This window comes from Hymenobacter arizonensis, from assembly GCF_900115775.1.
In the GTDB taxonomy this organism is placed as follows: Bacteria; Bacteroidota; Bacteroidia; order Cytophagales; family Hymenobacteraceae; genus Hymenobacter; species Hymenobacter arizonensis.
Genome location: NZ_FOXS01000001.1, coordinates 1,348,124 through 1,369,727, shown reverse-complemented (window position 1 = coordinate 1,369,727; position 21,604 = coordinate 1,348,124). Strand labels below are relative to the sequence as shown.

Here is a 21,604-nt window from a genome sequence, read left to right as displayed (position 1 = left end):
AAGCTGGGTTGACACTGCACCTAACGAGGGCTAGCGCTTAGTAGCTGCCGGCCGCGTAGCACCCTTGGCAGCAGGTTTTTTGGCGGGCTCTTTCTCGTTGCCCACGTATTTGCGCAGGCTCTTGGCCGCATCGGGGTTGAGCTTGGTGGCCATTTCCAAGTCGTGGCGAGCCTCGGCCAGCTTTTCAAAAGACGAATAGCTAATGCCGCGGTACTCCCAGGCATCGGCGTATGCGGAATCGAGCTGAATGGCTTTCGTGAAGTCGCCCACGGCCGACTTGTACTGGTACATCTGCATTTTGGCCACGCCGCGCCCAAAGAAAGCGTCCTTGTCATCGGGGCGGTACTTGAGGGCGCCAGCAAAATCGGAGGTAGCCGCCTTGTACTGTTTCAGCATCAGACGGTTAACGCCTCGATTGTAGAAAATGTCGGGGTTGGCTCTTTGGTAGCGCAGGGCGGCCGTGTAGTCGGGCAGTGCTTCCTTGTATTGCTTGAGGTAACTCTTAGCTTTAGCGCGTTGCAGCAGGGCGGCGCCGTCTTTGGGGTTGGCTTTAACTGCCGCCTCGGCCGTTTCCAGCATGGAGCGGTACTCGGCCACCGACATTTTTTTCTCCTTAGCGCGCTCGGCAGAGGCTGCGGCGGCACTTGGCGCAGCTACCAAGGCCGAAGCAGTAGTTGGCGTGGTTGCGGGACGGGCCGCCTCCGTGATGGGCGCATCAACGGGCGCGCCGGTGACGGTGGGCGGCGGGGCTACTGCATTGGTGCTGGCATTGCTGAGGCTGGCATCGGGGGCCGTGGCAGCGGCGCCCGTCGTGTCGGGGCGCAGGGCTCCCGTCGCAACCGGCGCCTCCATGGGCTGACTAGTGACCGCAGGCTTCTCTTTTTCAGAGGCCGTGCTGGCGCAGTTGCTAAGAAAAGCCAGTAGCCCCAGGGCTGCCAGCGGCATGCGGAAATGTGAGTTCATAAAGTCAAATGGATGAGGGCGCAGACAGGTTCTGCCCGGACCAGGGACTTATACGGAGGCAAATCAAGATTGGCTGCTGACTGGCCAGCCGCCCCTGGGGGCCGGGGCAAGTTAGACCGTCGCGGCAGGAATAGCGGCGCGGTACGGGGGCGCGGCTATCTTTGCGGCACAATGGGTGGGTCCCCCAGCCGGGCCCGGTGTACTTTTTCCTCCAGAGCAGTTTATGGCATTGCAATTTGATTTGGTCGTGGTCGGCAGTGGCCCCGGCGGGTACGTGGCCGCCATCCGGGCGTCGCAATTGGGTCTGAAAGTGGGCGTTATCGAGCGCGAATCGTTGGGTGGCATCTGCCTCAACTGGGGCTGCATCCCGACGAAAGCGCTGCTCAAGTCGGCCCAGGTTTTCGAATACCTTAACCACGCCAGCGATTACGGCCTGAAAGCCGAAGGCGTAGGTTTCGATTTCACCGCTGTCATCAACCGCAGCCGCGGCGTGGCCGACGGCATGAGCAAGGGCATCAACTTCCTGTTCAAAAAGAATAAGATTGAGACCGTGATGGGCACCGGCAAAGTGCTGGCCCCCGGCAAAGTAGAAGTAACTAAGGCCGACGGCAGCAAGGAAACGGTCGAAGCCAAGAGCATCATCCTGGCCACCGGCGCCCGCTCGCGCGAGCTGCCCACCATGCCTGTCGACAACAAGAAAATCATCGGCTACCGCAAGGCCATGGTAATGGAGCAGCTGCCCAAGCGCATGGTAGTGGTGGGCTCGGGCGCCATCGGCGTCGAGTTTGCCTACTTCTATCGCACCATGGGCACGGAGGTGACGGTGGTGGAGTTCCTGCCCCGCATTGTGCCCGTGGAGGACGAAGAGATTTCGCGCCAGATGGAGAAGTCGTTCCGCAAAATCGGCGTGAACGTGCTCACCAGCGCCGAAGTAACCAAAGTGGACACCAGCGGCGAAGGCTGCAAAGTGACCGTGAAAACCGCCAAAGGCGAGCAGGTAATTGAGTGCGACGTGGTGCTGAGCGCCGTGGGCGTGACCACCAACCTCGAAAACCTCGGCCTCGAAGAGTTGGGCATCAAGGTAGAGCGCGGCCGCATCATTGTCGACGACTACTACCAGACCAACGTGCCCGGCATCTACGCCATCGGCGACATCGTGCCCGGCCCCGCGCTGGCCCACGTGGCCTCGGCCGAAGGCATCATTTGCGTGGAGAAAATTGCCGGCCACCACCCCGAGCCCCTCAACTACCAGAACATCCCCGGCTGCACCTACGCCTCGCCCGAAATTGCCAGCGTGGGCTACACCGAAGCCGAAGCCAAGGAAAAAGGCTACGACGTGCTGGTGGGCAAGTTCCCGTTCTCAGCCTCTGGCAAAGCCAGCGCTGCCGGCGTGAAAGACGGCTTCGTGAAAGTCATCTTCGACAAGAAATACGGCGAGTGGCTCGGTGCCCACATGATAGGCGCGAACGTGACCGAGATGATTGCCGAAGTGGTAGTGGCCCGCAAGCTCGAAACCACCGGCATGGAAATTATCAAGTCGGTGCACCCGCACCCCACCATGTCGGAAGCTATTATGGAAGCGGCAGCAGCAGCGTACGGCGAGGTGATTCACTTGTAGGATTTCAAGTTGTAGAATTGAAAGGGCCCGGCTGATTCAGCTGGGCCTTTTTGTTTTGACGGACTTCTTCATCCGTTACCTTGCCGCACTAAATGCTCTTTTAAGATGGATTCTTCTGATAATATTCTGCTTTACCAAGCAAGTGATGGGCAAACCCAACTGGAAGTGCAGCTCGACCAAGAGACTGTGTGGTTGACGCAGGCGCAGATGGTGCAGCTATTCGATGTCTCAAAAAAGACTGTTAGTGAACACATTCAGAATGTTTTCCGAGAAGGTGAATTGGCATCGGAAGCAGTTGTCCGGAAATCCCGGACAACTGCTTCCGATGCCAAGAGCTATTTGGTGCAGCACTACAACCTTGACGTAATTATTTCAGTGGGTTACCGCGTTAAATCCATGCGTGGTACGCACTTCCGGCAATGGGCTACCAACGTCCTTCGCCAATACCTCGTGCAAGGCTTTGCCCTAAACGAAAAACGACTGCGCGAAAGCGCCCGCCAGCTAGCCGACCTCAAGCGGCTCGTGCAGCTACAAGGCGAGGTCGCTGAAAATCAGGAGCTAACTTCTGACCAATCGGAGGCATTGCTGCGCGTGCTCGGTGATTATGCCCGGGCCCTTGATGTGCTCGACCAATACGACCACCAGCGTTTGCGGATTCGTGGCACGGCCACGGAAGAACCGTTTGAGCTGACTTATGAAGCCGGATTGGAAGCGGTAGACAGCTTGCGCAAGCAGTTTGGTGGCAGCCCTCTGTTTGGACGAGAAAAAGATGCGTCGTTTCAGAGTTCGGTGCGCACTATCTATCAAAGCTTCGACGGGGAAGACCTGTACCCAAGCGTGGAAGAGAAAGCTGCCAACTTGCTCTATTTCGTAGTGAAAAATCACTCCTTTTCAGATGGAAATAAACGCATCGCCGCTTTCCTGTTCGTTTGGTTCCTTGACCGGAACAAGTGTCTGTACCACGCTGATGGCTCGCGGCGACTAGCTGATAACGCGTTAGTGGCGCTCACCCTGCTTATTGCCGAGAGCAAGCCGGAAGACAAAGCCACCATGGTAACGCTGGTAGTGAATTTAATCAATCAGGACAACTAGTCCTGAATCGGCACCAGCGGTACTTCCGTTTCAGCAGGCACTGGCTTGGGCTTGCGGCTCACCAGCCAAACGCCCAGGAAAATCAGCACTGCCTGCCCAGCCTTGCCCCAGGTGAGGTGGTCTTTGCCCAGGCCCACGGCAATGAGCACGGCCAGCACCGGCTGCAAGTAGATATACACACCCAGCAGGGCAGGGGAGGCGTACTTCAGCGCCCAGTTGTTGAGCAGGTAAGCCAGGATGGTTAGGAAGACCACCATGTAGCCGATTTCCAGCCAGATGTACAGCGGGAAGTGCGCGTAATCGGCCGTCAGCGCTTCGCGCCAGCCAAAGGGCACAGCAATGACAGCCCCTACCAGAAAGATGCGCGACAGCACGGTGAAGGCGTGGTACTTGCGCATCAGCGGTTGCACCAGCACCAGGTATAGCCCGAAAACGGTGGCATTCATCAGAATGAAGATATTGCCCAGCGTGGCGTGCGGGTAGATAGCAGCTTGGGCGTTGCGGCTAAGAATGAGCAGAGCCGCCCCGAATGCGCCCACGGCAATGCCGAGCACCCGCGGTAGCGTGATTTTTTCGCTCAGTAAAAAAGCCGAGGCGATGACTACGATGATGGGGGCAATGGTTTGCAGCAAGGAGGCGCTGATGGGCGAAGTCAGGTTGAGGCCCGAGAAAAACAGCAGCTGATTGACGCCAATGCCGCAGACACCGCAGGCAACGGCCCGCAGGTTGTCGGCCCGGCCAATGAGTTTATCCTGATGCGCTACCAAAAGCTTGGCGATGCTGAAAAACAGCACCGCTCCCAGTATGCGCAACGTGACGATGCCAAACGGCCCCATGTAGCGCGGCATCACATCTTTCGACAGGCTGTAATTGGCGGCGTAGATGAGAGCGACAAAAAAAAGGGCCGCGTGAACGCGAAACTGGTTACGCATGAGTTAGGCGAAGGCTATAGCGCGAAGTAGCGCGAACTTTGTAGTTCGCGTCCCCGCGCCGGATGAGTAGGTTCTAACGGCGCGGGGACGCGAACTACAAAGTTCGCGCTACTTCGCCCTTTCCCATGAACTCTCTTTTCCCTGACGACGAACCCGCCGCTTCAACCCCGCAACCCGGCCCCGGGCCGGATGCCCCGCTGGCCGAACGCCAGCGCCCCCGCCGCCTGGCCGACTACGCCGGCCAGCACCACCTGGTGGGCGAAAACGGCGTGTTGCGCCGGTATCTGAACTCGGGCCGACTGCCCAGCCTCATTCTGTGGGGCCCTCCCGGTGTGGGCAAAACCACGCTGGCACACTTGCTGGCCACGGAATTGAAACAGCCCTTTTCGGCCCTGTCTGCCATCAACGCCGGGGTGAAAGACGTGCGCGATGTTATTGAGAAAGCCAAGCGGCAGCGCGGCACCGTGTTGTTTATAGATGAGATTCACCGCTTCAGCAAGGCCCAGCAGGACGCGCTGCTGGGGGCAGTGGAGCAAGGCACCGTCACGCTGATTGGCGCCACCACCGAAAATCCTTCCTTTGAAGTGATTCCGGCTTTGCTCTCGCGCTGCCAGGTGTACGTGCTGGAGCCGCTGAGCGCGGAAACCCTGCGCGAGCTGGTGGCCAAAGCGTTGAAAGAAGACGAGGCGCTGAAACAGAAAAAAGTGAAGCTGGCCGAAGACCACGCCCTGCTGGCCCTCAGTGGCGGCGATGCCCGCAAGCTGCTCAACCTGCTGGAAATAGTGGTGCAAAGCACGCCGGCAGATAAAAAAGGCGTGGTAACCGTTACCGATGCCGTGGTGCAGCAAGTGGCCCAGCGCCCGTTGGCCAAGTACGACAAGGGCGGCGAGATGCACTACGACGTCATCTCGGCCTTTATTAAAAGCATCCGTGGCTCCGACCCCAACGCCGCGCTCTACTACCTGGCCGTGATGCTGGAAGGGGGCGAGGACGTGAAGTTTATTGCCCGGCGCATGCTCATTCTGGCCAGCGAGGACATTGGCAACGCCAACCCCAACGCCCTGATGCTGGCCACCAGCTGCTTTCAAGCCTGCACGGTCATCGGCCTGCCCGAATCGGATTTGATATTGGCCCAGACTGTGGTGTACCTAGCTACTTCCGTGAAAAGCAATGCATCCTACCTGGCCATCCGCGCGGCCCAGGCCGAGGTGAAGGCTAACGGCGTGTACCCGGTGCCCGTGCCGCTGCGCAACGCCCCTACGCGCCTGCTGAAGCAGTTGGGCTACGGCAAGGAATACGCCTACTCGCACAACGGCGAGGGCAACTTTGAGGAACAGGAGTTTCTGCCCGATGCGCTGAGCGGCACCCGCTTCTACGAGCCCGGCCGCAATGCCAGCGAGCAAAAGATTCAGGAGCGGCTGCGCAGTTGGTGGGGCGAGAAATACGGCTATTAACCACAGATTGAACAGATTTCAACCGACAAAGGCCGGTTTTAGTGGTTGAGTACAGGGTTTGGCAGAGATGTAATGAATCGTAAAACTAAACGATATAACCGCTTGTAACTTGCCGGCTGATTGTGGGCAGGCAGCTGGCAAAGCCAAGTGTGCGCCGAGCCACAAAAAATCCGTTTTAATCCGTCAAAATCCGTTAAATCTGTGGTCCTATGAGGCAATTTTTTAAATATGTGCTCGCCACCATCGTGGGCCTGGTAGCGTTTAGCTTCCTGGGCTTCATCTTGCTGGCAGCCATCGTCGGAGCTGCTAAGAGCGCCGGCGAGCGCAAGGAAACCGCCGCCAACTCGGTGCTGGAGCTCAAGCTCAACGAACCCCTGACTGAGCGCGGGCGCGATGGCCGCTTCAGCCTCAACAGCAACACGTCTACGGGCTTGGTGGGCCTGAAAGAGGCCATTCGCCGGGCCAAGGGCGATGACGACATCAAGGGCATTCTGCTCAACCTCGACATTGTGCAGGGCGGCATGGCCTCGCTGGAAGAAGTGCGTGACGAACTGCTCAACTTCAAGAAGTCGGGCAAATTTGTGGTGGCCTACCACGAAATCTGCTCCGAGAAAAGCTTCTACCTGTCGTCGGTGGCCGATGAGATTTACCTGCACCCACAGGGCACGCTGGAGTTCAACGGCCTGAGCACGGAGGTGATGTTCTACAAGCGGCTGTTCGAGAAGGCCGGCATCGAGCCCTACATCTTCCGGGTGGGTTCTTTCAAGAGCGCCGTCGAGCCGTTTTTCCGCGAGAGCTTCTCCGACTCGGCCCGCTACCAGACCGTGTCGTTCCTGAACTCCATCAACGGGCACATGATTTCGCAGGTCGCGGCGGCCCGTGGCATTCCGGCGGCACGCCTCAAAGTCATCTCCGACTCGATGCTGGTGCGCAACGCGCCCGATGCCCTGCGCCTGAACATGGTTACCAAGCTCGGCTATTTCGACCAGGTGCAGGACTACATGCGGCGCAAGCTGGGCGTGGCTAAGGACAAAAAGCCCAGCGTGGTAAGCCTGAGCGACTACAGCGACAACAAGGACAATGAGAACGAAGGCAAAACCAGCGGCAACCGCATTGCCGTAATTTACGCCGAGGGCGACATCGTGACCGGCAATGGCTCGGATGACAACATCGGCAGCACCAAATTTGCCGAGGCCATCCGCAAGGCCCGGCTCGACGACAAGGTGAAGGCCGTGGTACTGCGCATCAACTCGCCGGGCGGCTCGTCGCTGGCGTCGGACATCATCTACCGCGAAGTGCTGCTTACTAAAAAGGTGAAGCCCATCATCGCGTCGATGTCCGACGTGGCGGCTTCGGGCGGCTACTACATTGCCATGGCTTGCGACACCATTGTGGCCCACCCCAACAGCATTACGGGCTCCATTGGGGTGTTTGGCGTGCTGCCCAACATCCAGCCCCTGCTCGCCGACAAGCTCGGCATTACCGTGGACCGCGTCACAACGGGCAAGTTCTCCGACCTGCCTACCATTACGCGCAGCCTGACAGAGTTTGAGAAGCGCACCCTGCAGCGTGAGGTCGATAATATCTACTCCGATTTCACCACCAAAGCTGCCCGGGGCCGCAAAATGCCCGTCGAGCGCCTGCGTCGGCTGGCCTCCGGCCGCGTCTGGAGCGGCCTCGAAGCCAAGCAAAACGGCTTGGTCGACGTGCTCGGCGACTACAACGATGCCCTCCGAATTGCAGCCTCGCGCGCCAAGCTCAAGACCGACGACTACCGCGTGCAGCGCCTGCCGCGCCGCAAATCGGGCTTCGAAAACCTGCTCTCCATGTTTAGCGGCGACGACGACAACGCCGAGGTGAAGGCCAAGGCCATGAAAGCCGAACTTGGGCCGCTTTACCCGGTTTATCAGCAGTATCAGCAGCTGATGACCATGCGCGGTGTGCAGGCCAAGCTGCCTTACGAGCTTGAGATTAAATAACTTCAACCATCATCTGTCATCCTGAGCGGAGCGAAGGACCTTGCCCTGTTTGAACCAGTCGTTCGAGCGTGGCAAGGCCGTTCGCTTCGCTCAGGATGACAAGTTTTCAACCATATTCAAATGCTGGACCACCTCCACGAAGCCACCGCCTACATCCAGTCCCAATCCAATAGTTTCCTGCCCCAGGCCGGCATCATTCTCGGCACGGGGCTGGGTGCGCTGGCCAAGGAGGTGGAGGTGGAGTACGAAATCAACTACGCCGATATTCCGCACTTTCCGCTTTCTACCGTGGAAAGCCATGCCGGCCGGCTACTGCTGGGCCGGCTGGGCGGCAAAAAGGTAGCGGTGCTGCAAGGCCGTTTTCACTACTACGAGGGCTACACCATGCAACAGGTGGTGATGCCGGTGCGCGTGCTCAAGCTATTGGGCATCAGCCAGCTGCTGGTGAGCAACGCGGCCGGTGGCCTCAACCCCGACTTTAATCTGGCCGATTTGATGCTGATTGACGACCACATCAACCTGCAGCCTACCAACCCGCTCATCGGGGCCAATCTCGACGAGTTGGGCCCGCGCTTCCCCGACATGTTTGCGCCCTACGACGCCGACCTGCTGGCCCGCGCCGAAGCCGCAGCCCAGGAGTTGGGCCAGACTGCCAGCACCCGCCGCGGCGTGTACGTGAGCGTGCCCGGTCCCATGCTGGAAACCCCGGCCGAATACCGCTACCTGCGCACCATTGGGGCCGATGCCGTGGGCATGAGCACGGTGCCCGAGGTGATTGCCGCCCGCCACCTGGGCCTGCCCGTGCTGGCCGTCTCGGTCATCACTGACTTGTGCGCGCCTGGCCACCTCAAGCCGGTGGTGCTGGCCGATATTTTTGCCGCCGCTGGCCAAGCTGAGCCTCGCCTCACTGCTCTTATCCGGGCCGTGGTTGCCGGGTTGTAGACGTAATCGGAAAGCTTGCTGCAATCAATACCAAAAAGGCCCACTGCAGTATGCAGCGGGCTTTTTTAAAATATGGTGCTTGCATATCAATAACTATCCAAGAGGCGGGCCGGCCGGATATCGTTAACCGTTAGCGTTCTAGCATTAGCCGGTCGGACCGCCTAGAGCGGTCGGACCGGAGCATACGGGTGCTTACGGCTGCGCTGCAAACACCAGCTCTTCGGTTTGATTGGTTTTGTTGGTGAAGCTGTAGCGTAAGGAAGAAGCCGTGAGAGCAACGAGCTTATATTGCTTATCGTCGCCTTTGTGGTCGGTTATGTGCAGCACGGTGTTGTTGCTCATGAGCATCCAGGTGCCGTTGTAGGTGGTGGTGGTGCCCAGCATGATTTGCAGGTAGGTGCCATCGTCCCGAAACTTCAAAGAATACCGGTCCTTAATGCCGGAGCCGTTGCTGGTTACTTGGCCATTTTGCAGAATCTGGTCCAGGCGCCAGCTGCCGTGGGTGAGGTGCTGTGCCTCCACCGCTTGGGTTTGCGGTTGGGCATCGTCGTTCTTCTGGCAGCTGCCGAGCGCCAGGCCCGAGGCAAGGAACAGAATCAAGAAAAAGCGTAATCGGTAAAAATTCATAAGGCGAGAAATAATAAATGGAATGGCTACCAGCCGGAGTCATTGGCAGGGCAATAGGTTGCAAAGCGAAATAAATCAGGCGCTAGCGAATAATTCGGGTGGCACGGGTCGGGCTCAGCACCGAGAAGATGCCGACTCCCCCCTGCACGTTGCTGAAGATGGCCGAAGGCTGGGCAAAGGGGTTGCCGTTGGCGTTGCGGGCATCGCGCACCGACTGCCGGAAGCGGTAGAACGCAGCATCGGTGTGGTACAGGGTGGCCGTCACGGTGTCGCCTTTGGAGAAGCGGTAGCTGGTGCCCAGCACAAAGCGCTGGCCGTTGAGCAGCCGGTCTTCGAAGGAGTTATCGGTTTCGGGGCGCTTGAGCAAGGCGCCCTTGGCCGGGTCGCCGCGGTGCAGCTGCAGGCGGTAGCAGTCGTTCGGGGTAGGGGGGTCGAGAAAGCTGGTGAGGAAGTAAGCCTTCCGCTCCGAACCGCTCTTGTCGTTGAACTTGTACTCGACCGAATCGATGGGAATGGGCGCCAGCATGGTGGTGGTGCCCGTCACGCGCCGGCCTTGGGTGTCGCTCACCTCCAGCTTAAATACGTCGCCGGCGCGGGCTACCAGGGTGTCGCGCCCAATGTGGGTATAGAACTTGATGCCGGAAACCGTGTCCGTAAGGGCTTGGTAATTGGGCTGAAAAGCGAGGGGCACCACCGTGCCATTGGGCAGGGTGAGGCGCACCGTGACGTTGCTGGGGAGCTGTGGCACCACTGCGCCCAGGTAGGGCACCGTGGTGGTAACCGTCAGGCTGGGCCGCTTGCCCGCCTCCAGGTAGCACTCCACCGCCAGCTCGGCCGAGTAGCTGGGCAGCTCCACGTCGATGTCTTGTTCCAGATTACAGCCCGTCAGGCCAAGCCATAAGCTCGCAACTCCCAACAGCCCAATCCACTTACTTAATAGCGACATAAAACGATTAGATGCAATGTGTTAAAAACCTCTGCTCCGGCGGCCGTCCACGTTGTTCGTTTCGTGGCATCAGGAGAACACCAGATTAAAAACGGAAGTTGTAAGTGAGCGAGGGAATGATGGGAAACAGCGACGCCTGCCGCGCCTGAAAGCCGGTAGTGCGGCCCGAGGGCCGGTCGCGCACGGTATCAAAAAACACGAAGTAGGCGTTGCGCCGGTTGTAGGCGTTGTAAATGCTCAGGGTCAGGTCCTGGTTGCGTTGCGTGCCGATTTTGTACACCGCGCCGAGGTCCAGGCGGTGGTAGGGAATGAGGCGGTAGGAGTTGCGGTCGGGGTAAATCGGCACCGGGCGCGGGTCGATGCCCACGCTGGAGCCCGGAATATCCTGCACGCCAAAGCGGCCCAGCGGCAGCGTGGTGAGGTTGCCGGAAGTGTAGATAAAGCTGGCCGTGAGGTTGATGCGGGCGTTGAGCTGGTGCAGCACCACCACCGTCAGATTGTGCCGGCGGTCGTAGTTGGGGTGGAAGTCGCGGCCGTTATTGATGCCGTTGGTGCCCCGCTGGGGCTGAAAATTGCGCCAGCTCCAGGCCAGCGTGTAGCCTATCCAGCCGGTGGTTTTGCCGGTTTTCTTTTCCAGGTACAGCTCGTTGCCGTAGCTCCAGCTTTTGCCAAAGATGAATTCAGCGTCCAGTTCGGGGTTTACGAAAAGCTGGGCGCCGTCGCGAAAGTCAACCTGGTTTTGGCCCCACTTGTAGTACACCTCGTTGGTGAGGAGGTAGTCGCCTTTGCCCAGCAAAAAGCTCGCACCTGAGCTCAGCTGCTGCGAGCGCTGCGGCTTCACCGAGAGGCGCGACGGGTACCAGATGTCGGTCGGCAGCGAGGCGCCCGAGTTCGTGACCAAGTGCACGTACTGGTACATCATGGCGTAGCTGGCCTTCAGCGAGGTGCGGTCGTTGATGGAGTAGCGTCCCGAGGCCCGGGGCTCGATGCCGCCGTACTGGTTACTGCCGCTGCGGAAGCCGGAGAGGCGCAGGCCGCCTTCCAGTTGGAGCTTGTCGGACGCTTTGTAGTTATCGGACGCGTAGAGGGCGCCGTCCAGGCCAAAGTAATTGATGTCGGACCCGAAGTTGATGCGGCCGTCGCCGGAGTTGGCGTCCAGGCGGCCCACGCCAAACTTGTGCTGGGTGAGCTGGGCGCCGGCCTTCATCACGTGCCGGTCGTTGGGGGTGTATTCGAAGTCGGTGCGGGCGCTGTAGTCGGTGATGCGTGAGCCCAGGCCAAAGCTGAACTGGTCGAGCTTGTTGGTGAGGTCGTACTTGTAATCCGAAACCGAGACCGATGTATTAGAGAAAAGTTTCGGTGAGAATACGTGGTTCCAGCGCAGCGAGCCAACGGTATTGCCCCAGCTAAAGTCGAAATTGAAGCCGCCCGCGCTGTTGAACCCAAACGTGTCGCGCCCCAGATAACCCGTCAGAAACAAATGGTCTTTGTCGCTCAGCGAGTAGTTGGCCTTGGCGTTGAAGTCGTAGAAGTAGTAGTCAGGAATGGGGCTGTAGTCTTCCTTGTTCTTATTGGCCTCGTTGATGGCACGCGTGAAAACGTCGAAATACGTGCGGCGTCCCGACACGATAAAGGAGCCTTTGCCCTTGTTGATGGGCCCTTCGTAGGTCAGGCGCGACGATATCAGCCCCACGCCGCCCGTGGCCACGTAGTTTTGCCGGTCGCCTTCGCGCAGCTTCACGTCGACCACCGAGGACAGCCGGCCGCCGAACTCTGCCGGAAATCCCGATTTGTAGAGGTCGACGCTTTGCACGGCGTCGGAGTTGAATACCGAGAACAAGCCAAACAAGTGCGTGGGATTATAAACCAAGGTGTTGTCGAGCAGCACCAGGTTCTGGTCCGACGAGCCCCCGCGCACAAACAGCCCGCTGGTGCCTTCGCCACCGCTTTGAATGCCCGGCTTCAACTGCAAAGTTTTCAGGATATCTACTTCCCCAAAAAGAGCCGGCAGCAGCTTGGCCTCGCGAATGGTAAGGCGCTCCACGCCCATTTGAGTCGTTTTGAGCTTTTCCTGCAGCGTGGCTGTGCCTTCCACCACCACTTCGTCGAGCTCGTTGTTGCTCTCTTCCAGCGCAAAGCTCAGGCGCTGGTCGCGGGTCAGGTTGATGTCGCGGGTAAGCGACTGGTAGCCAATAAACGCCACGGCTAGCTGATGCCGGCCCGCGGGCAATGCCAGCGAAAATCGCCCGAGCGAGTCGGCGGCCGTGCCCGTGTTCAGTGCCGGCACCGCCACACTAGCGCCCGGCAGGGTTTCGCCGCGGGGCCCGCGCACCGTGCCGCTGATGGTAAACCGGGAAGCCTGCTGCGACCAGGCCAAGTGCGGCCAGCCAAGTCCAATAAATAATAGCAATAAAAAGTAACGCGCGGCAGAACTAGGAAGCATACGGTAACAGGCAGTTAAAGCGCAAAGGTAACGCTTAACCCAACGCCCGGCCCGGCCCGATAGTTTGTGTGGCTGCGCCGGCTCGCTCACTAGCTCAGGCCTCGGCCACCGTTATGCTTTGCTCATATAAGGTTGGAGCGCCTGCGCAATCTGCGCGGCTGGCACTACCCCGGCCTGCCGCCAGACCGGCTTGCCCTGGTGGAACAGGATGAGCGTGGGAATGCTCTGCACCCGGTACTGCTGCGCCACGGCCGCGTTGCGGTCCACATCAATTTTAACGACGCGGAGCTTGCCGCCGTGCTGGGCCGCTACTTGCTCCAGAATGGGCGCCATGGTTTTGCAGGGGCCGCACCAGGTAGCATAAAAGTCGACGAGCACGGGCATGCCGGGACTGTTGATGAGTTCGGGAAAGGATTTGCGAGGCACGGTATTAAATGTAGAAGATGAATAATGGAAGCTGCCGGGGCACCATGAGGCAACCGAAGTCGGCGCCCTATTCAACGAAAAAGCCTGGCGTTCGGCCAGGCTTTTAAGGGGTTTGGTACTGAAAATTTTAGTTAGCGGTTGACAACCGTTACGTCATTAGCAACTTCAGGAAATACAAAACGCCCACCTACGGCCTTCACGCCTTTTACCCGGCACTCCCAGGTGTAGCGGCCGGGAGTGGCTGCGGCTGCTTCGCCTTTTTCAGACTTGAAGTAGTCGGGGTCCGAAGGGTCAGTGGGGAAAAGGACATCTACGCCTGTTTGGCCTTTAGCAAGCTCCTTTACTAAATAAAAGTCTTGCCCGGTGCGCTCGCTGTGCACAATAAAGGTGGCAGAATAAGGACCAAGCTGCCCGTATTTATCCAGGATGCCAAGTTTAATTTGAGCGTTGGTGCTGACCATCCACGTCTGAGCGTGCGCTTTCGGGGCTGCGCTTAGCAGCAGCAGAGCCACGAGGGCGCCCGTAACCCGACCGGCTAGCGAGCGTTGCTTGGGGGCATAAAAAGAGGGTACTGATGTCATCATGGGGTGGAAAAGGGTAAATGTGATGTTCTATAAAGAGTTATTAAAACAATGTAATTGAGCTCAATGCCGGCCAAGTTAGTGCGTGGAGAATGAAATGGCAACTTGCCTTGACCTTGCGTTGTTTATATTTTAATTAAATCCTCCCTCAGGTCTGCTCACTTCAGCTTATGGCACGGCGGCGCACCCGGTCCCTGGCAGGGCCACCACTTCCTATTCCTGCGCCTGCGGGACCCCAATGCGGCTTGTGCGAGCGGGAAGTTCAGTTTACCTCCCGGCATCATTTGGTGCCGCGCGAAGAGGGCGGCCGCCACGGCCCCACCGTGGACTTGTGCCAACCTTGCCACAGCAGCGTGCACCGCTTTTTGAGCAACCGCGAACTAGCCAGGCGCTACCCGTCGGTAGAAGCACTGCGTGACGCCGAAGAACTCCAAACCTACCTGCGCTGGATTCGGCGGCAGCGCGTGGAGCGCATCGTGAACCGCCGCGGCAAGAAGTAAACGAGCGCTACTGCACGGCGCAGCTGGTTTCGTCGCCCATTATGCCCACTAAGTGCACGGTGCTGTTACCGCCCGCCCCGGGCCGCACCCGAATCTGAGTTCCGATGCGGTCCTTGAGGTCGGAAACGTGGGAGATGATGCCAATCATTTTGCCCGAATGCTGCAGGCGCTCGAGCGCATCAAGCGCTGTGTTCAGTGCCTCGGGGTCGAGCGTGCCAAAGCCCTCGTCGATAAACAGCGACTCGATACGGGCTTTGTGCCCAGCCAACTCACTCAAGCCCAGGGCCAGCGCCAGGCTCACCAGGAAGCTTTCGCCGCCCGAGAGCGAGGCCATGGGCCGCACCGTGTCGGCCTGGTCGTGGTCGATGATTTGCAGCTCGAGATTGCGGTGGGGCGTTTTGAGGATGGTGTAGCGGCCGGTGAGCTGGCGCAGGCGCAGGTTGGCCAGCCGGGCCAGGTGCGTGAGGGTCAGGCCCTGGGCAAACTGGCTGAACTTGTCGCCCCGCGCCGAGCCGATTTGCTCGCTCAGGTCCTGCCAGCGCTGCTCTTCCAGCTGGCGCTGCTGCAACTCGCGCAGGCCGTCGGCTTGTTGCTGGCGGGCATCGTCATCTTGTTTCAGCTGGTTGCCCACGGCGCCCAGCTTCTGCTGCAGAATGTCATCGGCGGCCGAAAGGGTGTTGAGCTGCGTGGTGAGCTCCGCGGCGGTGTGCGGGGTAAGGCCGGCTTCGGCGTGGTGATTCAGCTCGGCGGTGAGGTCGGCGAGGCGGCGGGTGGCGGCGGCCTGGGCAGTGAGATGGTCTTGGCGGCGCTGGTGCAGGCGCTCGGCCTCGGCTGCGGGGAGGAGCAGGGCCTGGGCCTCGGCTGCGGTGGCAATGCCGGCTTCGGCGAGGGCCGCGAGCAGCTCGGTTTGGCGGTTGGCGTGGGCCGTGGCATGCTGAGTGAGCTGAGTTTGCAGCGAGGTGTGGGCGTTCTGCTTGATGGCGAGTTCCTGCTGCTGGCGCGCAAGCTGGCTTTGGGCTCGGGTCGCATCATCGGCTAGCTGCTGAGTGGCCAGGCGCAGTTGTTCGGCTTCGGCGCTGGGGTTGGCACCGGCATAGCAAGCCTGCCGGGCCGCCTGTTGTTGCTCCAGGGCCTGCTGCTCGGCTTCGAGTGCCGACGCAGCGGCTACGAGTTGCGCCTTGTTGCGGGCCAACTCTTCGGCGCGGGCGTTGTGCGCGCTTTTCTTTTCCAGCAGGTTTTTGCCGAGTCGGTCTAGGGCTTTTACTTGGGCTTCATACGTATCGGCCCGTTCGCGCAGGGTGGCCAGAATGCCATCATACGGCGGCCGGGCGGGCAGTGTGAGCTGGTGAGGCCGCAGGAAGTCCCGCACGGTTTGCTGGAAAATAGCGGCTTGCTCGTTCCACTCAACCAGTTCCTCTTCCAACTGGGTTAGCTGGAGCGCTATGCTGCTTTGCCGCTCCTGCAGGCGCGGAATCTCGTTTTGGGCGGCAACGGCGGCTTCTCCGGCTCGCGTGTACTTGTCGCGCAATTCCGTCAGCTTCTCGTCGAGCACGGCCAGGCGGCGGCGGTCAGCGGCGGCCGTGGCTTGCTGCGTGGTGGCGTCGGCCAGCAGGGTACGGATGGAAGCTGGGTTGGTGGGTTGGGCGGGGGCTGGCACCAGGGCAGCTGCCAGCGTCGCCACTTGCTGCCGGGCCGTCTCGGCTGTGGCTACGGCTTCTTGCCGCAGCTGATGGCGCTGGCGCTGCTCAGTTTGGTGGCGGGTGCAGGTGGAAGTGGCACGGCGCAACTCCTCATCTAGCGCGGTGAGCACCTGCTGCTGGCGGGCCACACGCTGCTCCTGCTCGTCGGCCTCAGCCGCAAAGTCGGCCGCGAAGGCGTGTTCCAGCGCGCCGCAAAGCGGGCAGGGCTGGCCGGGCTGCAGGTGCTGGCGATGGGCGTTGAGGTCGGCCAGGGCTTGCTGGGCGCGCAGCTCGCGGCGATAGCTTTCCAGCAGCTGCTGCCCGTCGGTGCGGCGGGTTTCGAGATGGGAAACGGTAGTTTCCGCCGCCGCCAGGGCAGGGGCTTCCTGGTCGATTTGAGCGGTCAGCGCTTCAACGCGGGCCTGCTGTTCGTGCACTGCCTCTGCCTTGGGTAGGAGCAGCTGCAGGCCTTGCTGATAGGTAGTAAGCTCGTCGGCGCGCTGGGCCATGGCGGCAGCAGTGGTGCCGTTCAGCAGGGCGTCGCGCTCGGTGCGGCAGGGCTGGCCTTCGTCCTTGATGGCCTGCTGGCGGGCCAGGGCATCCTTTTCAAGCTCGCGCTGACGGGTCAGGTCGGCCTCGGCTTCGCTTTGGCTTTTGCGCAACTCGGTGCGCCGGGCCTCCCGCGTGGCAATTTCCTTTTGGGCACCCTGCAGGTCGATGATTTCGCGGTTCAATTCCAGAACCTGGTCTTTCAAGTCTATCTCCGCGCTGTGGTCAATGAGCCAGCGCTTGAGTATGTCATCATGGTTCTGGAGGGCTTCAATATCTGCCGCTTCCTGGCTCAGGGCGGCTTCCGCTTCCTTATTTGTATGCTGAACTTGGGCGTGAACTTCCCGTTTTTGGGTAAGCTGGCGTTCGGCCGCGGCAATCTCGGCATCCTGCTGTTGGGCCTTGCTGAGCACGGGCCGCAGGCGGTTTTCCTCCACCAGCGCGGTGGCGTGTGCGGCTGTGGCTACGCCGTGGGCGGCCTCGGCGGCTGTGGTGGCCTGGGCCAGTAGGGGCAGCGACTGCTCCAACTCGCGCAGCTGGGTGGTATCGCGGTCCAGCTCTTGCTGCGCGGCGGCTACCAGCGCCAAAGGCTTGGCCAGGGCAGCTGCGCGGGTGTGTCCATCGAGGCGCGCAAAGTCGGGTTGCAGGGTTTCATCGTCCCTACCAAGCTTTTCTAGTTCCCGGGCGGTGTCGCGCAGCTGCTTATCGAGCTGGTCCAGAATGGTGCGCCAGGTCAGGCAGATGGTTAAGTCTTGCTGCTCTTCGTAGTGTTGCTCGGCTTGTTGGTGCAGCACATCGAGCTGGGCTTCCAGGTCGGCGCGCTCTTCTTCCGTCAGTAGCCGGGTAGCGTCCAGCTTGGCGCGCAGCAGCTTGGTTTTTAGCTCTTCTTCTTTGGCTTTCTCGAACGCCGCCACCGACAGCCGTGAGTAGATGCCCACGTTGGTCATTTTCTCCAACAGGGCGCTGCGCTCTTTCTCGGGTGCGTGCAGGAAGCGCGCAAACTTGCCCTGGCTTAGCAGCACCGACTGCTCGAACTGGCCAAAGTCAAGGCCCGACAACTCGCCCACGCGCTTCGGCACCGCCTCCTTGCCGCTGATTACGGCCACGTTGGAGGGGCTCATTACCAAGGTCATGGCGTCGGCGTTGAGGCTGCCTTTGTCTTCGCCGCGCACTTTGCGCTTCACCTCCCAGCGCGAGCGGTAGCGCACGCGGTCCACCACGCCGGTGTCAGGGTTGGTTTCGTGCACTTCAAATTCTACTTCCGAAAAAGCATCCTTGGCGTGGCGGCTCACCATTTCGCCCACCTGGCGGTCGTGGCGCGGCACCCGGCCGTAGAGGCCCACCGAAATGGCATCGAGCAACGTGCTTTTGCCCGCGCCCGTGGGGCCGGTGATGGCAAACAGCCCCGTATCCGCCAGGGGCGTGGCGTCGAAGCGAATCAGAAACGGACCGGGGAGCGAGTTAAGGTTAGCGAAGCGGACGCTGATAATTTTCATGCGAAGACTTTTCCCATCAATACATCCCGAAGGTACGGCAGCAGGGGAGGAAGCCAGCCTAAAAAAGCAACAAAGGCGCTTTGGGTTCCCGCGCTGTTCACTAATCTGGGAACTGCTCTACAACCGACCAGTAGGCCGCCCCGGCCAACATGCAGGCACATAGTATTGCAGCCAATGGCCGTATAAAGCTGTTTACTCAATAAAACCCACGCCTATGAATTATATACGACGCGGAGCCGGCAAGCCCTTGTTGCTCCTGCATGGCATTGGCGGTAGCTGGCGGTCCTGGCAAACCATTCTCGATGACTTGGTAAAGGAGCGGGAGGTTATTGCCATAGACCTGCCCGGTTTCGGCAACACGCCGCCGCTCCCGGGGCCGGTCACAATTGGCACCCTGGCCGATGCCGTGACGGCATTTTTGACAGCGCAGAACTTGTTGGGCATCGACGCGGTGGGCAGCTCTATGGGCGCCCGGCTGGTGCTGGAGCTGGCCCGGCGTGGGGGAGTGCTGGGCACGGTGGTGTCATTAAACCCCGGCGGCTTCTGGAGAGGCTGGGAAATTCCTGTTTTTTATCACAGCGTGGCCGTGTCTACTAAGCTGGTGCGGGCGCTGCAGCCCGCCATGCCCTTCCTCACCGGTAATGCGGGCACCCGCACCTTGTTGTTTGCCCAGTTCTCGGCGCACCCGTGGCAGGTGCCGGCGCCGGTGGCCCTCGACGAAATGCGCAGCTTCGCGCATTCCCCGTCGTTTGATGAGCTGCTGTGGAACCTGGCTTATGGGGAAGAACAGCAAGGCGTCCCAAAGGGCATTATCACCAGTCCGCTGGTAATTGGCTGGGGCCGGCAAGACCGGGTGTGCTTCCCGCGTCAGGCACCCCGGGCCCTTGAAAAATTCCCCGACGCCAGCCTGTATTGGTTCGAGCAATGCGGCCACTTTCCGCAGTGGGACCAACCGGCCGAAACTACCCGGTTGATATTGGCAGCCACCTCCGGGCAGTCCTTCCTCGACGCTGATATTGCCCGCCATGCAGGTGCTGCGGCCCCAACAAAACGGGTTTCGCCGGTAGCAATGGCCGCAGGAGTAGCTGGCTTGGTGCTTGGCGGAATCTGGCTGCTGACGCGAAAACCGGCTGGCGCTGCTTAGTTCTGGTTGGCATAACGTCTGTCATGCTGAGCCTGCGAAGCATCCTCTCACCTCCCAGCAATTCGTTCGAACGTTAAAGGATGCTTCGCAGGCTCAGCATGACAGGCGATTTATTTTTTGGATAGGCTCTTAAGTATTTAATAAATAGTCCATAAAGTCCTCCAGCTATTCGCCAGCCTCGCCCCAAGCCTGCGGGTCGGCTTCCGCCAGTAGTTGCCGCAGCTCGCCAAACGTGGCCTTGAGGGTAGCCGCGCGCTCGGGCGGCAGGCCCGCCACGCGGCGGCCAAATACTTCTTCCACGGTCAACTCGTGCAGCAGGGCCAGCGGGATGGCGTTTTCGGCCAGGTCGGGCACTTCGGTGGCGCGCTGGTGGCGCACGCCGCGGGGGGCCACTACATGCGCCTTTTGCAGCTGCAGCACGGCTTGAATGCGGCGCTGCACTTCGGCGGGTGTTTCGTCGGAGCGCACCAGTACGTCGGCCCAGGCCACGAGCTGGAAAGCCGAGTTATCGAAAGCCAGAATATCGGCTTCTACCTCCTCCAGCGTGCCGTGGAAGCGCTGCAGGCGCCGCGTTACCGGCACGGGCAGGGCCGTGATGGTGGGCGCGCCCGCACCCTTAAACTCCAGCAATAGCACCTGTTGCTTGTCGTTGGCCTCGGTGAACGACAGGGGCACCGGCGAGCCCGAGTAGCGGATGTGCGCCCGCCCGCCCACTACCTGGGGCCGGTGCAGGTGGCCCAGCGCCACGTAGTCGAACGCGGTCGGGAAGTGCTCGGCGCCCACCAAACCCAGGCCGCCGATGTGCACGTCGCGCTCGGCGCCTTCGCGGGCTTCGCCGCCGGCGGCGTAGAGGTGGCCGGTGGCGAGCACAGGCACGTCCTGCTCGCGCTGGCGCATTACGGCGGCGCAATTGGCCAGGGCGGCGTAGTGCCCGGCAATGCTTTGGCGAATCCGGATTTGGCGGTCGTCGAGGGTTTCGCCGGCTACGGCCAGCCGAATGTCGCGGTCGCGCAGAAACGGAACCGCACACACCACCAGCCCCGGCCGGCCATTGGCGGCGTTGAGGTGCAGCACCTGCTCGGTGGGGTCGGTGGGTACGCCGCCCACCACGTGGATGCGCAGCTGCCGCAGCAACTGCCGCGAGGCGTTGAGCATGGTGGGGGAGTCATGGTTGCCGCCCACCACCACAATGTCGCGGCAGCCGGTGCCTTGCATCTTCACCAAAAAGGTATAATACAGCTCCTGTGCCGTGTAGGACGGCGTTTGGGTGTCGAAAATGTCGCCGGCAATTACGAGCACCTCAATGCCCTGGGCTTTCACCGTCAGCAGCAGCCACTCGAGGAAAGCCTGTTGCTCAGTGGTGCGTTCCTGGCCCGTGAGGAAGTGTTGGCCGAGGTGCCAGTCGGCGGTGTGAAGGACGCGCATAGGGTAGAGATAATTACGAAGATACCCAAGCAGCGGGGAAGGAGAAAAGTGCTGGCAAGCCTGATTTTAAGCTTCTGGGAATTTGAATTTAAGAATTTTGCAATATGGTTTGCTTAACTAACTATAGTTGCAACTATGGCTTTTTCTGCACCTGCTGAAGCAAATTCTTTAAAATAGTGGCATCCTTCGGGTCTTCGGTGTGAAGGTTTCCACTTTCCAGGCCCTGCTCAAGTTCGGTAATAAGGTTGCGAGTTACCTCCTTTTGCTTTTTGGCATAGTACAGACTGTCTTTCTTGCTTAAAACGTTGCCAAATCTGCTGGACCATATTTGGGTTTGAGGAGGAAATTCACCACCCAATGAATTAGTGTCATTCTGCTCGATAACATTTACCGAAAAGTCGCTAAGCAAGATGAAATAGCCGCTGAAATGACTTTGGACGCTGTCTTTTCCTAGGATGTAATGTGTGTGCTTGATTTTATATGTTTCGCTGCCGGTTTCTTTTTGCCCGTATGATACAGTTGTGAAGGATTCCGAATAATCACTGAATGCCAACGGTTCGTAGCTGCCCGGGTGAATGGCATTGTTTCTAATCCATGTCGACACGGCCTCTTTCGCTTTGGCCTGATTGGTTTGATAGTGCTTCTCTTCCGCCAGCGAAAGGCCTCGGTCACAACTGCATAAAGCAAGTAGAAAAAAGACGAGCAATGCTTTGGTCATTTCACTCGAAAAGAAAAAAGGTGTTTGGTGCACATGCTGGAAATAGACAGCGAAATTTAGATTGTCTGCAAAAAAATAGCGTCAGAAATC

Annotated in this window: 17 protein-coding genes; 7 read left to right on the top strand and 10 right to left on the bottom strand. The window is 59.8% G+C overall.

All coding sequences use genetic code 11. The features are described 5' to 3' along the window. Positions 1-30: 30 nt before the first annotated feature. Complete coding sequence (locus tag BMZ66_RS05740; protein WP_143080069.1) at positions 31-963, bottom strand: tetratricopeptide repeat protein; 933 nt, start codon at positions 961-963, stop codon at positions 31-33. Positions 964-1,186: 223 nt separating this feature from the next. On the opposite strand from BMZ66_RS05740, the gene lpdA reads away from it, so the two are divergent. Both lpdA and BMZ66_RS05730 read left to right on the top strand, forming a co-directional pair. Further along, positions 1,187-2,581, top strand: coding sequence for a dihydrolipoyl dehydrogenase (lpdA, locus tag BMZ66_RS05735; RefSeq protein ID WP_092669868.1), 1,395 nt, complete (start codon positions 1,187-1,189; stop codon positions 2,579-2,581). 105 nt (positions 2,582-2,686) lie between these two features. Next, a complete protein-coding gene (locus BMZ66_RS05730; protein WP_092669866.1) occupies positions 2,687-3,673 on the top strand; it encodes a virulence RhuM family protein/type II toxin-antitoxin system death-on-curing family toxin in 987 nt (328 codons plus the stop codon). Here BMZ66_RS05730 and BMZ66_RS05725 read toward each other — a convergent pair. After that, on the bottom strand, positions 3,670-4,605 hold the full coding sequence (locus BMZ66_RS05725; RefSeq protein WP_092669864.1) for a DMT family transporter: 936 nt from the start codon (positions 4,603-4,605) through the stop codon (positions 3,670-3,672). The two genes, BMZ66_RS05730 and BMZ66_RS05725, sit on opposite strands and share 4 nt — an antisense overlap. Before the next feature lie 125 nt (positions 4,606-4,730). On the opposite strand from BMZ66_RS05725, the gene BMZ66_RS05720 reads away from it, so the two are divergent. The 3 genes from BMZ66_RS05720 to BMZ66_RS05710 all read left to right on the top strand — a co-directional run bounded on the left by BMZ66_RS05720 (position 4,731) and on the right by BMZ66_RS05710 (position 8,980). After that, positions 4,731-6,059, top strand: a complete 1,329-nt coding sequence (locus BMZ66_RS05720; RefSeq protein ID WP_092669862.1) for a replication-associated recombination protein A — start codon at positions 4,731-4,733, stop codon at positions 6,057-6,059. Positions 6,060-6,268: 209 nt separating this feature from the next. Then, entirely contained in the window at positions 6,269-8,038 is a 1,770-nt protein-coding gene (gene sppA, locus BMZ66_RS05715; protein ID WP_092669860.1) for a signal peptide peptidase SppA, read from the top strand. A gap of 120 nt (positions 8,039-8,158) precedes the next feature. After that, positions 8,159-8,980: a purine-nucleoside phosphorylase gene (locus BMZ66_RS05710; protein ID WP_092669858.1), complete on the top strand. Its 822-nt coding sequence runs from the start codon at positions 8,159-8,161 to the stop codon at positions 8,978-8,980. Positions 8,981-9,172: 192 nt separating this feature from the next. Here the strand turns inward: BMZ66_RS05710 and BMZ66_RS05705 are convergent, their stop codons facing one another. The 5 genes from BMZ66_RS05705 to BMZ66_RS05685 all read right to left on the bottom strand — a co-directional run bounded on the left by BMZ66_RS05705 (position 9,173) and on the right by BMZ66_RS05685 (position 14,006). Further along, on the bottom strand, positions 9,173-9,607 hold the full coding sequence (locus BMZ66_RS05705; protein ID WP_092669856.1) for a lipocalin family protein: 435 nt from the start codon (positions 9,605-9,607) through the stop codon (positions 9,173-9,175). 82 nt (positions 9,608-9,689) lie between these two features. After that, positions 9,690-10,553 carry a DUF4249 domain-containing protein gene (locus tag BMZ66_RS05700; protein WP_092669854.1) on the bottom strand — a complete coding sequence of 288 codons (864 nt, stop codon included), beginning with the start codon at positions 10,551-10,553 and terminating at the stop codon, positions 9,690-9,692. 85 nt (positions 10,554-10,638) lie between these two features. Beyond that, on the bottom strand, positions 10,639-12,996 hold the full coding sequence (locus tag BMZ66_RS05695) for a TonB-dependent receptor (RefSeq protein ID WP_092669852.1): 2,358 nt from the start codon (positions 12,994-12,996) through the stop codon (positions 10,639-10,641). A 111-nt stretch (positions 12,997-13,107) separates the two neighbouring features. Continuing rightward, positions 13,108-13,422, bottom strand: a complete 315-nt coding sequence (gene trxA, locus BMZ66_RS05690) for a thioredoxin (protein ID WP_092669850.1) — start codon at positions 13,420-13,422, stop codon at positions 13,108-13,110. A gap of 131 nt (positions 13,423-13,553) precedes the next feature. Then, a complete protein-coding gene (locus BMZ66_RS05685) occupies positions 13,554-14,006 on the bottom strand; it encodes a hypothetical protein (RefSeq protein ID WP_092669848.1) in 453 nt (150 codons plus the stop codon). A 284-nt stretch (positions 14,007-14,290) separates the two neighbouring features. On the opposite strand from BMZ66_RS05685, the gene BMZ66_RS05680 reads away from it, so the two are divergent. After that, the gene (locus BMZ66_RS05680) at positions 14,291-14,503 is read left to right on the top strand and encodes a helix-hairpin-helix domain-containing protein (protein ID WP_234794982.1); all 213 of its coding nucleotides are present in this window, start codon (positions 14,291-14,293) and stop codon (positions 14,501-14,503) included. A gap of 7 nt (positions 14,504-14,510) precedes the next feature. Here BMZ66_RS05680 and BMZ66_RS05675 read toward each other — a convergent pair whose 3' ends face one another. Beyond that, complete coding sequence (locus tag BMZ66_RS05675) at positions 14,511-18,227, bottom strand: AAA family ATPase (RefSeq protein WP_092669844.1); 3,717 nt, start codon at positions 18,225-18,227, stop codon at positions 14,511-14,513. Between the two features lie 214 nt (positions 18,228-18,441). Here BMZ66_RS05675 and BMZ66_RS05670 point away from each other — a divergent pair, with 214 nt between their 5' ends. Next, positions 18,442-19,371 (top strand): alpha/beta fold hydrolase, encoded by a 930-nt coding sequence (locus tag BMZ66_RS05670; RefSeq protein WP_092669842.1) that lies wholly within the window; start codon positions 18,442-18,444, stop codon positions 19,369-19,371. A 165-nt stretch (positions 19,372-19,536) separates the two neighbouring features. Here BMZ66_RS05670 and BMZ66_RS05665 read toward each other — a convergent pair whose 3' ends face one another. Both BMZ66_RS05665 and BMZ66_RS05660 read right to left on the bottom strand, forming a co-directional pair. Then, entirely contained in the window at positions 19,537-20,796 is a 1,260-nt protein-coding gene (locus BMZ66_RS05665; protein ID WP_092669840.1) for an exonuclease SbcCD subunit D C-terminal domain-containing protein, read from the bottom strand. Between the two features lie 133 nt (positions 20,797-20,929). After that, entirely contained in the window at positions 20,930-21,514 is a 585-nt protein-coding gene (locus BMZ66_RS05660; RefSeq protein ID WP_092669838.1) for a hypothetical protein, read from the bottom strand. Positions 21,515-21,604: the final 90 nt, after the last annotated feature.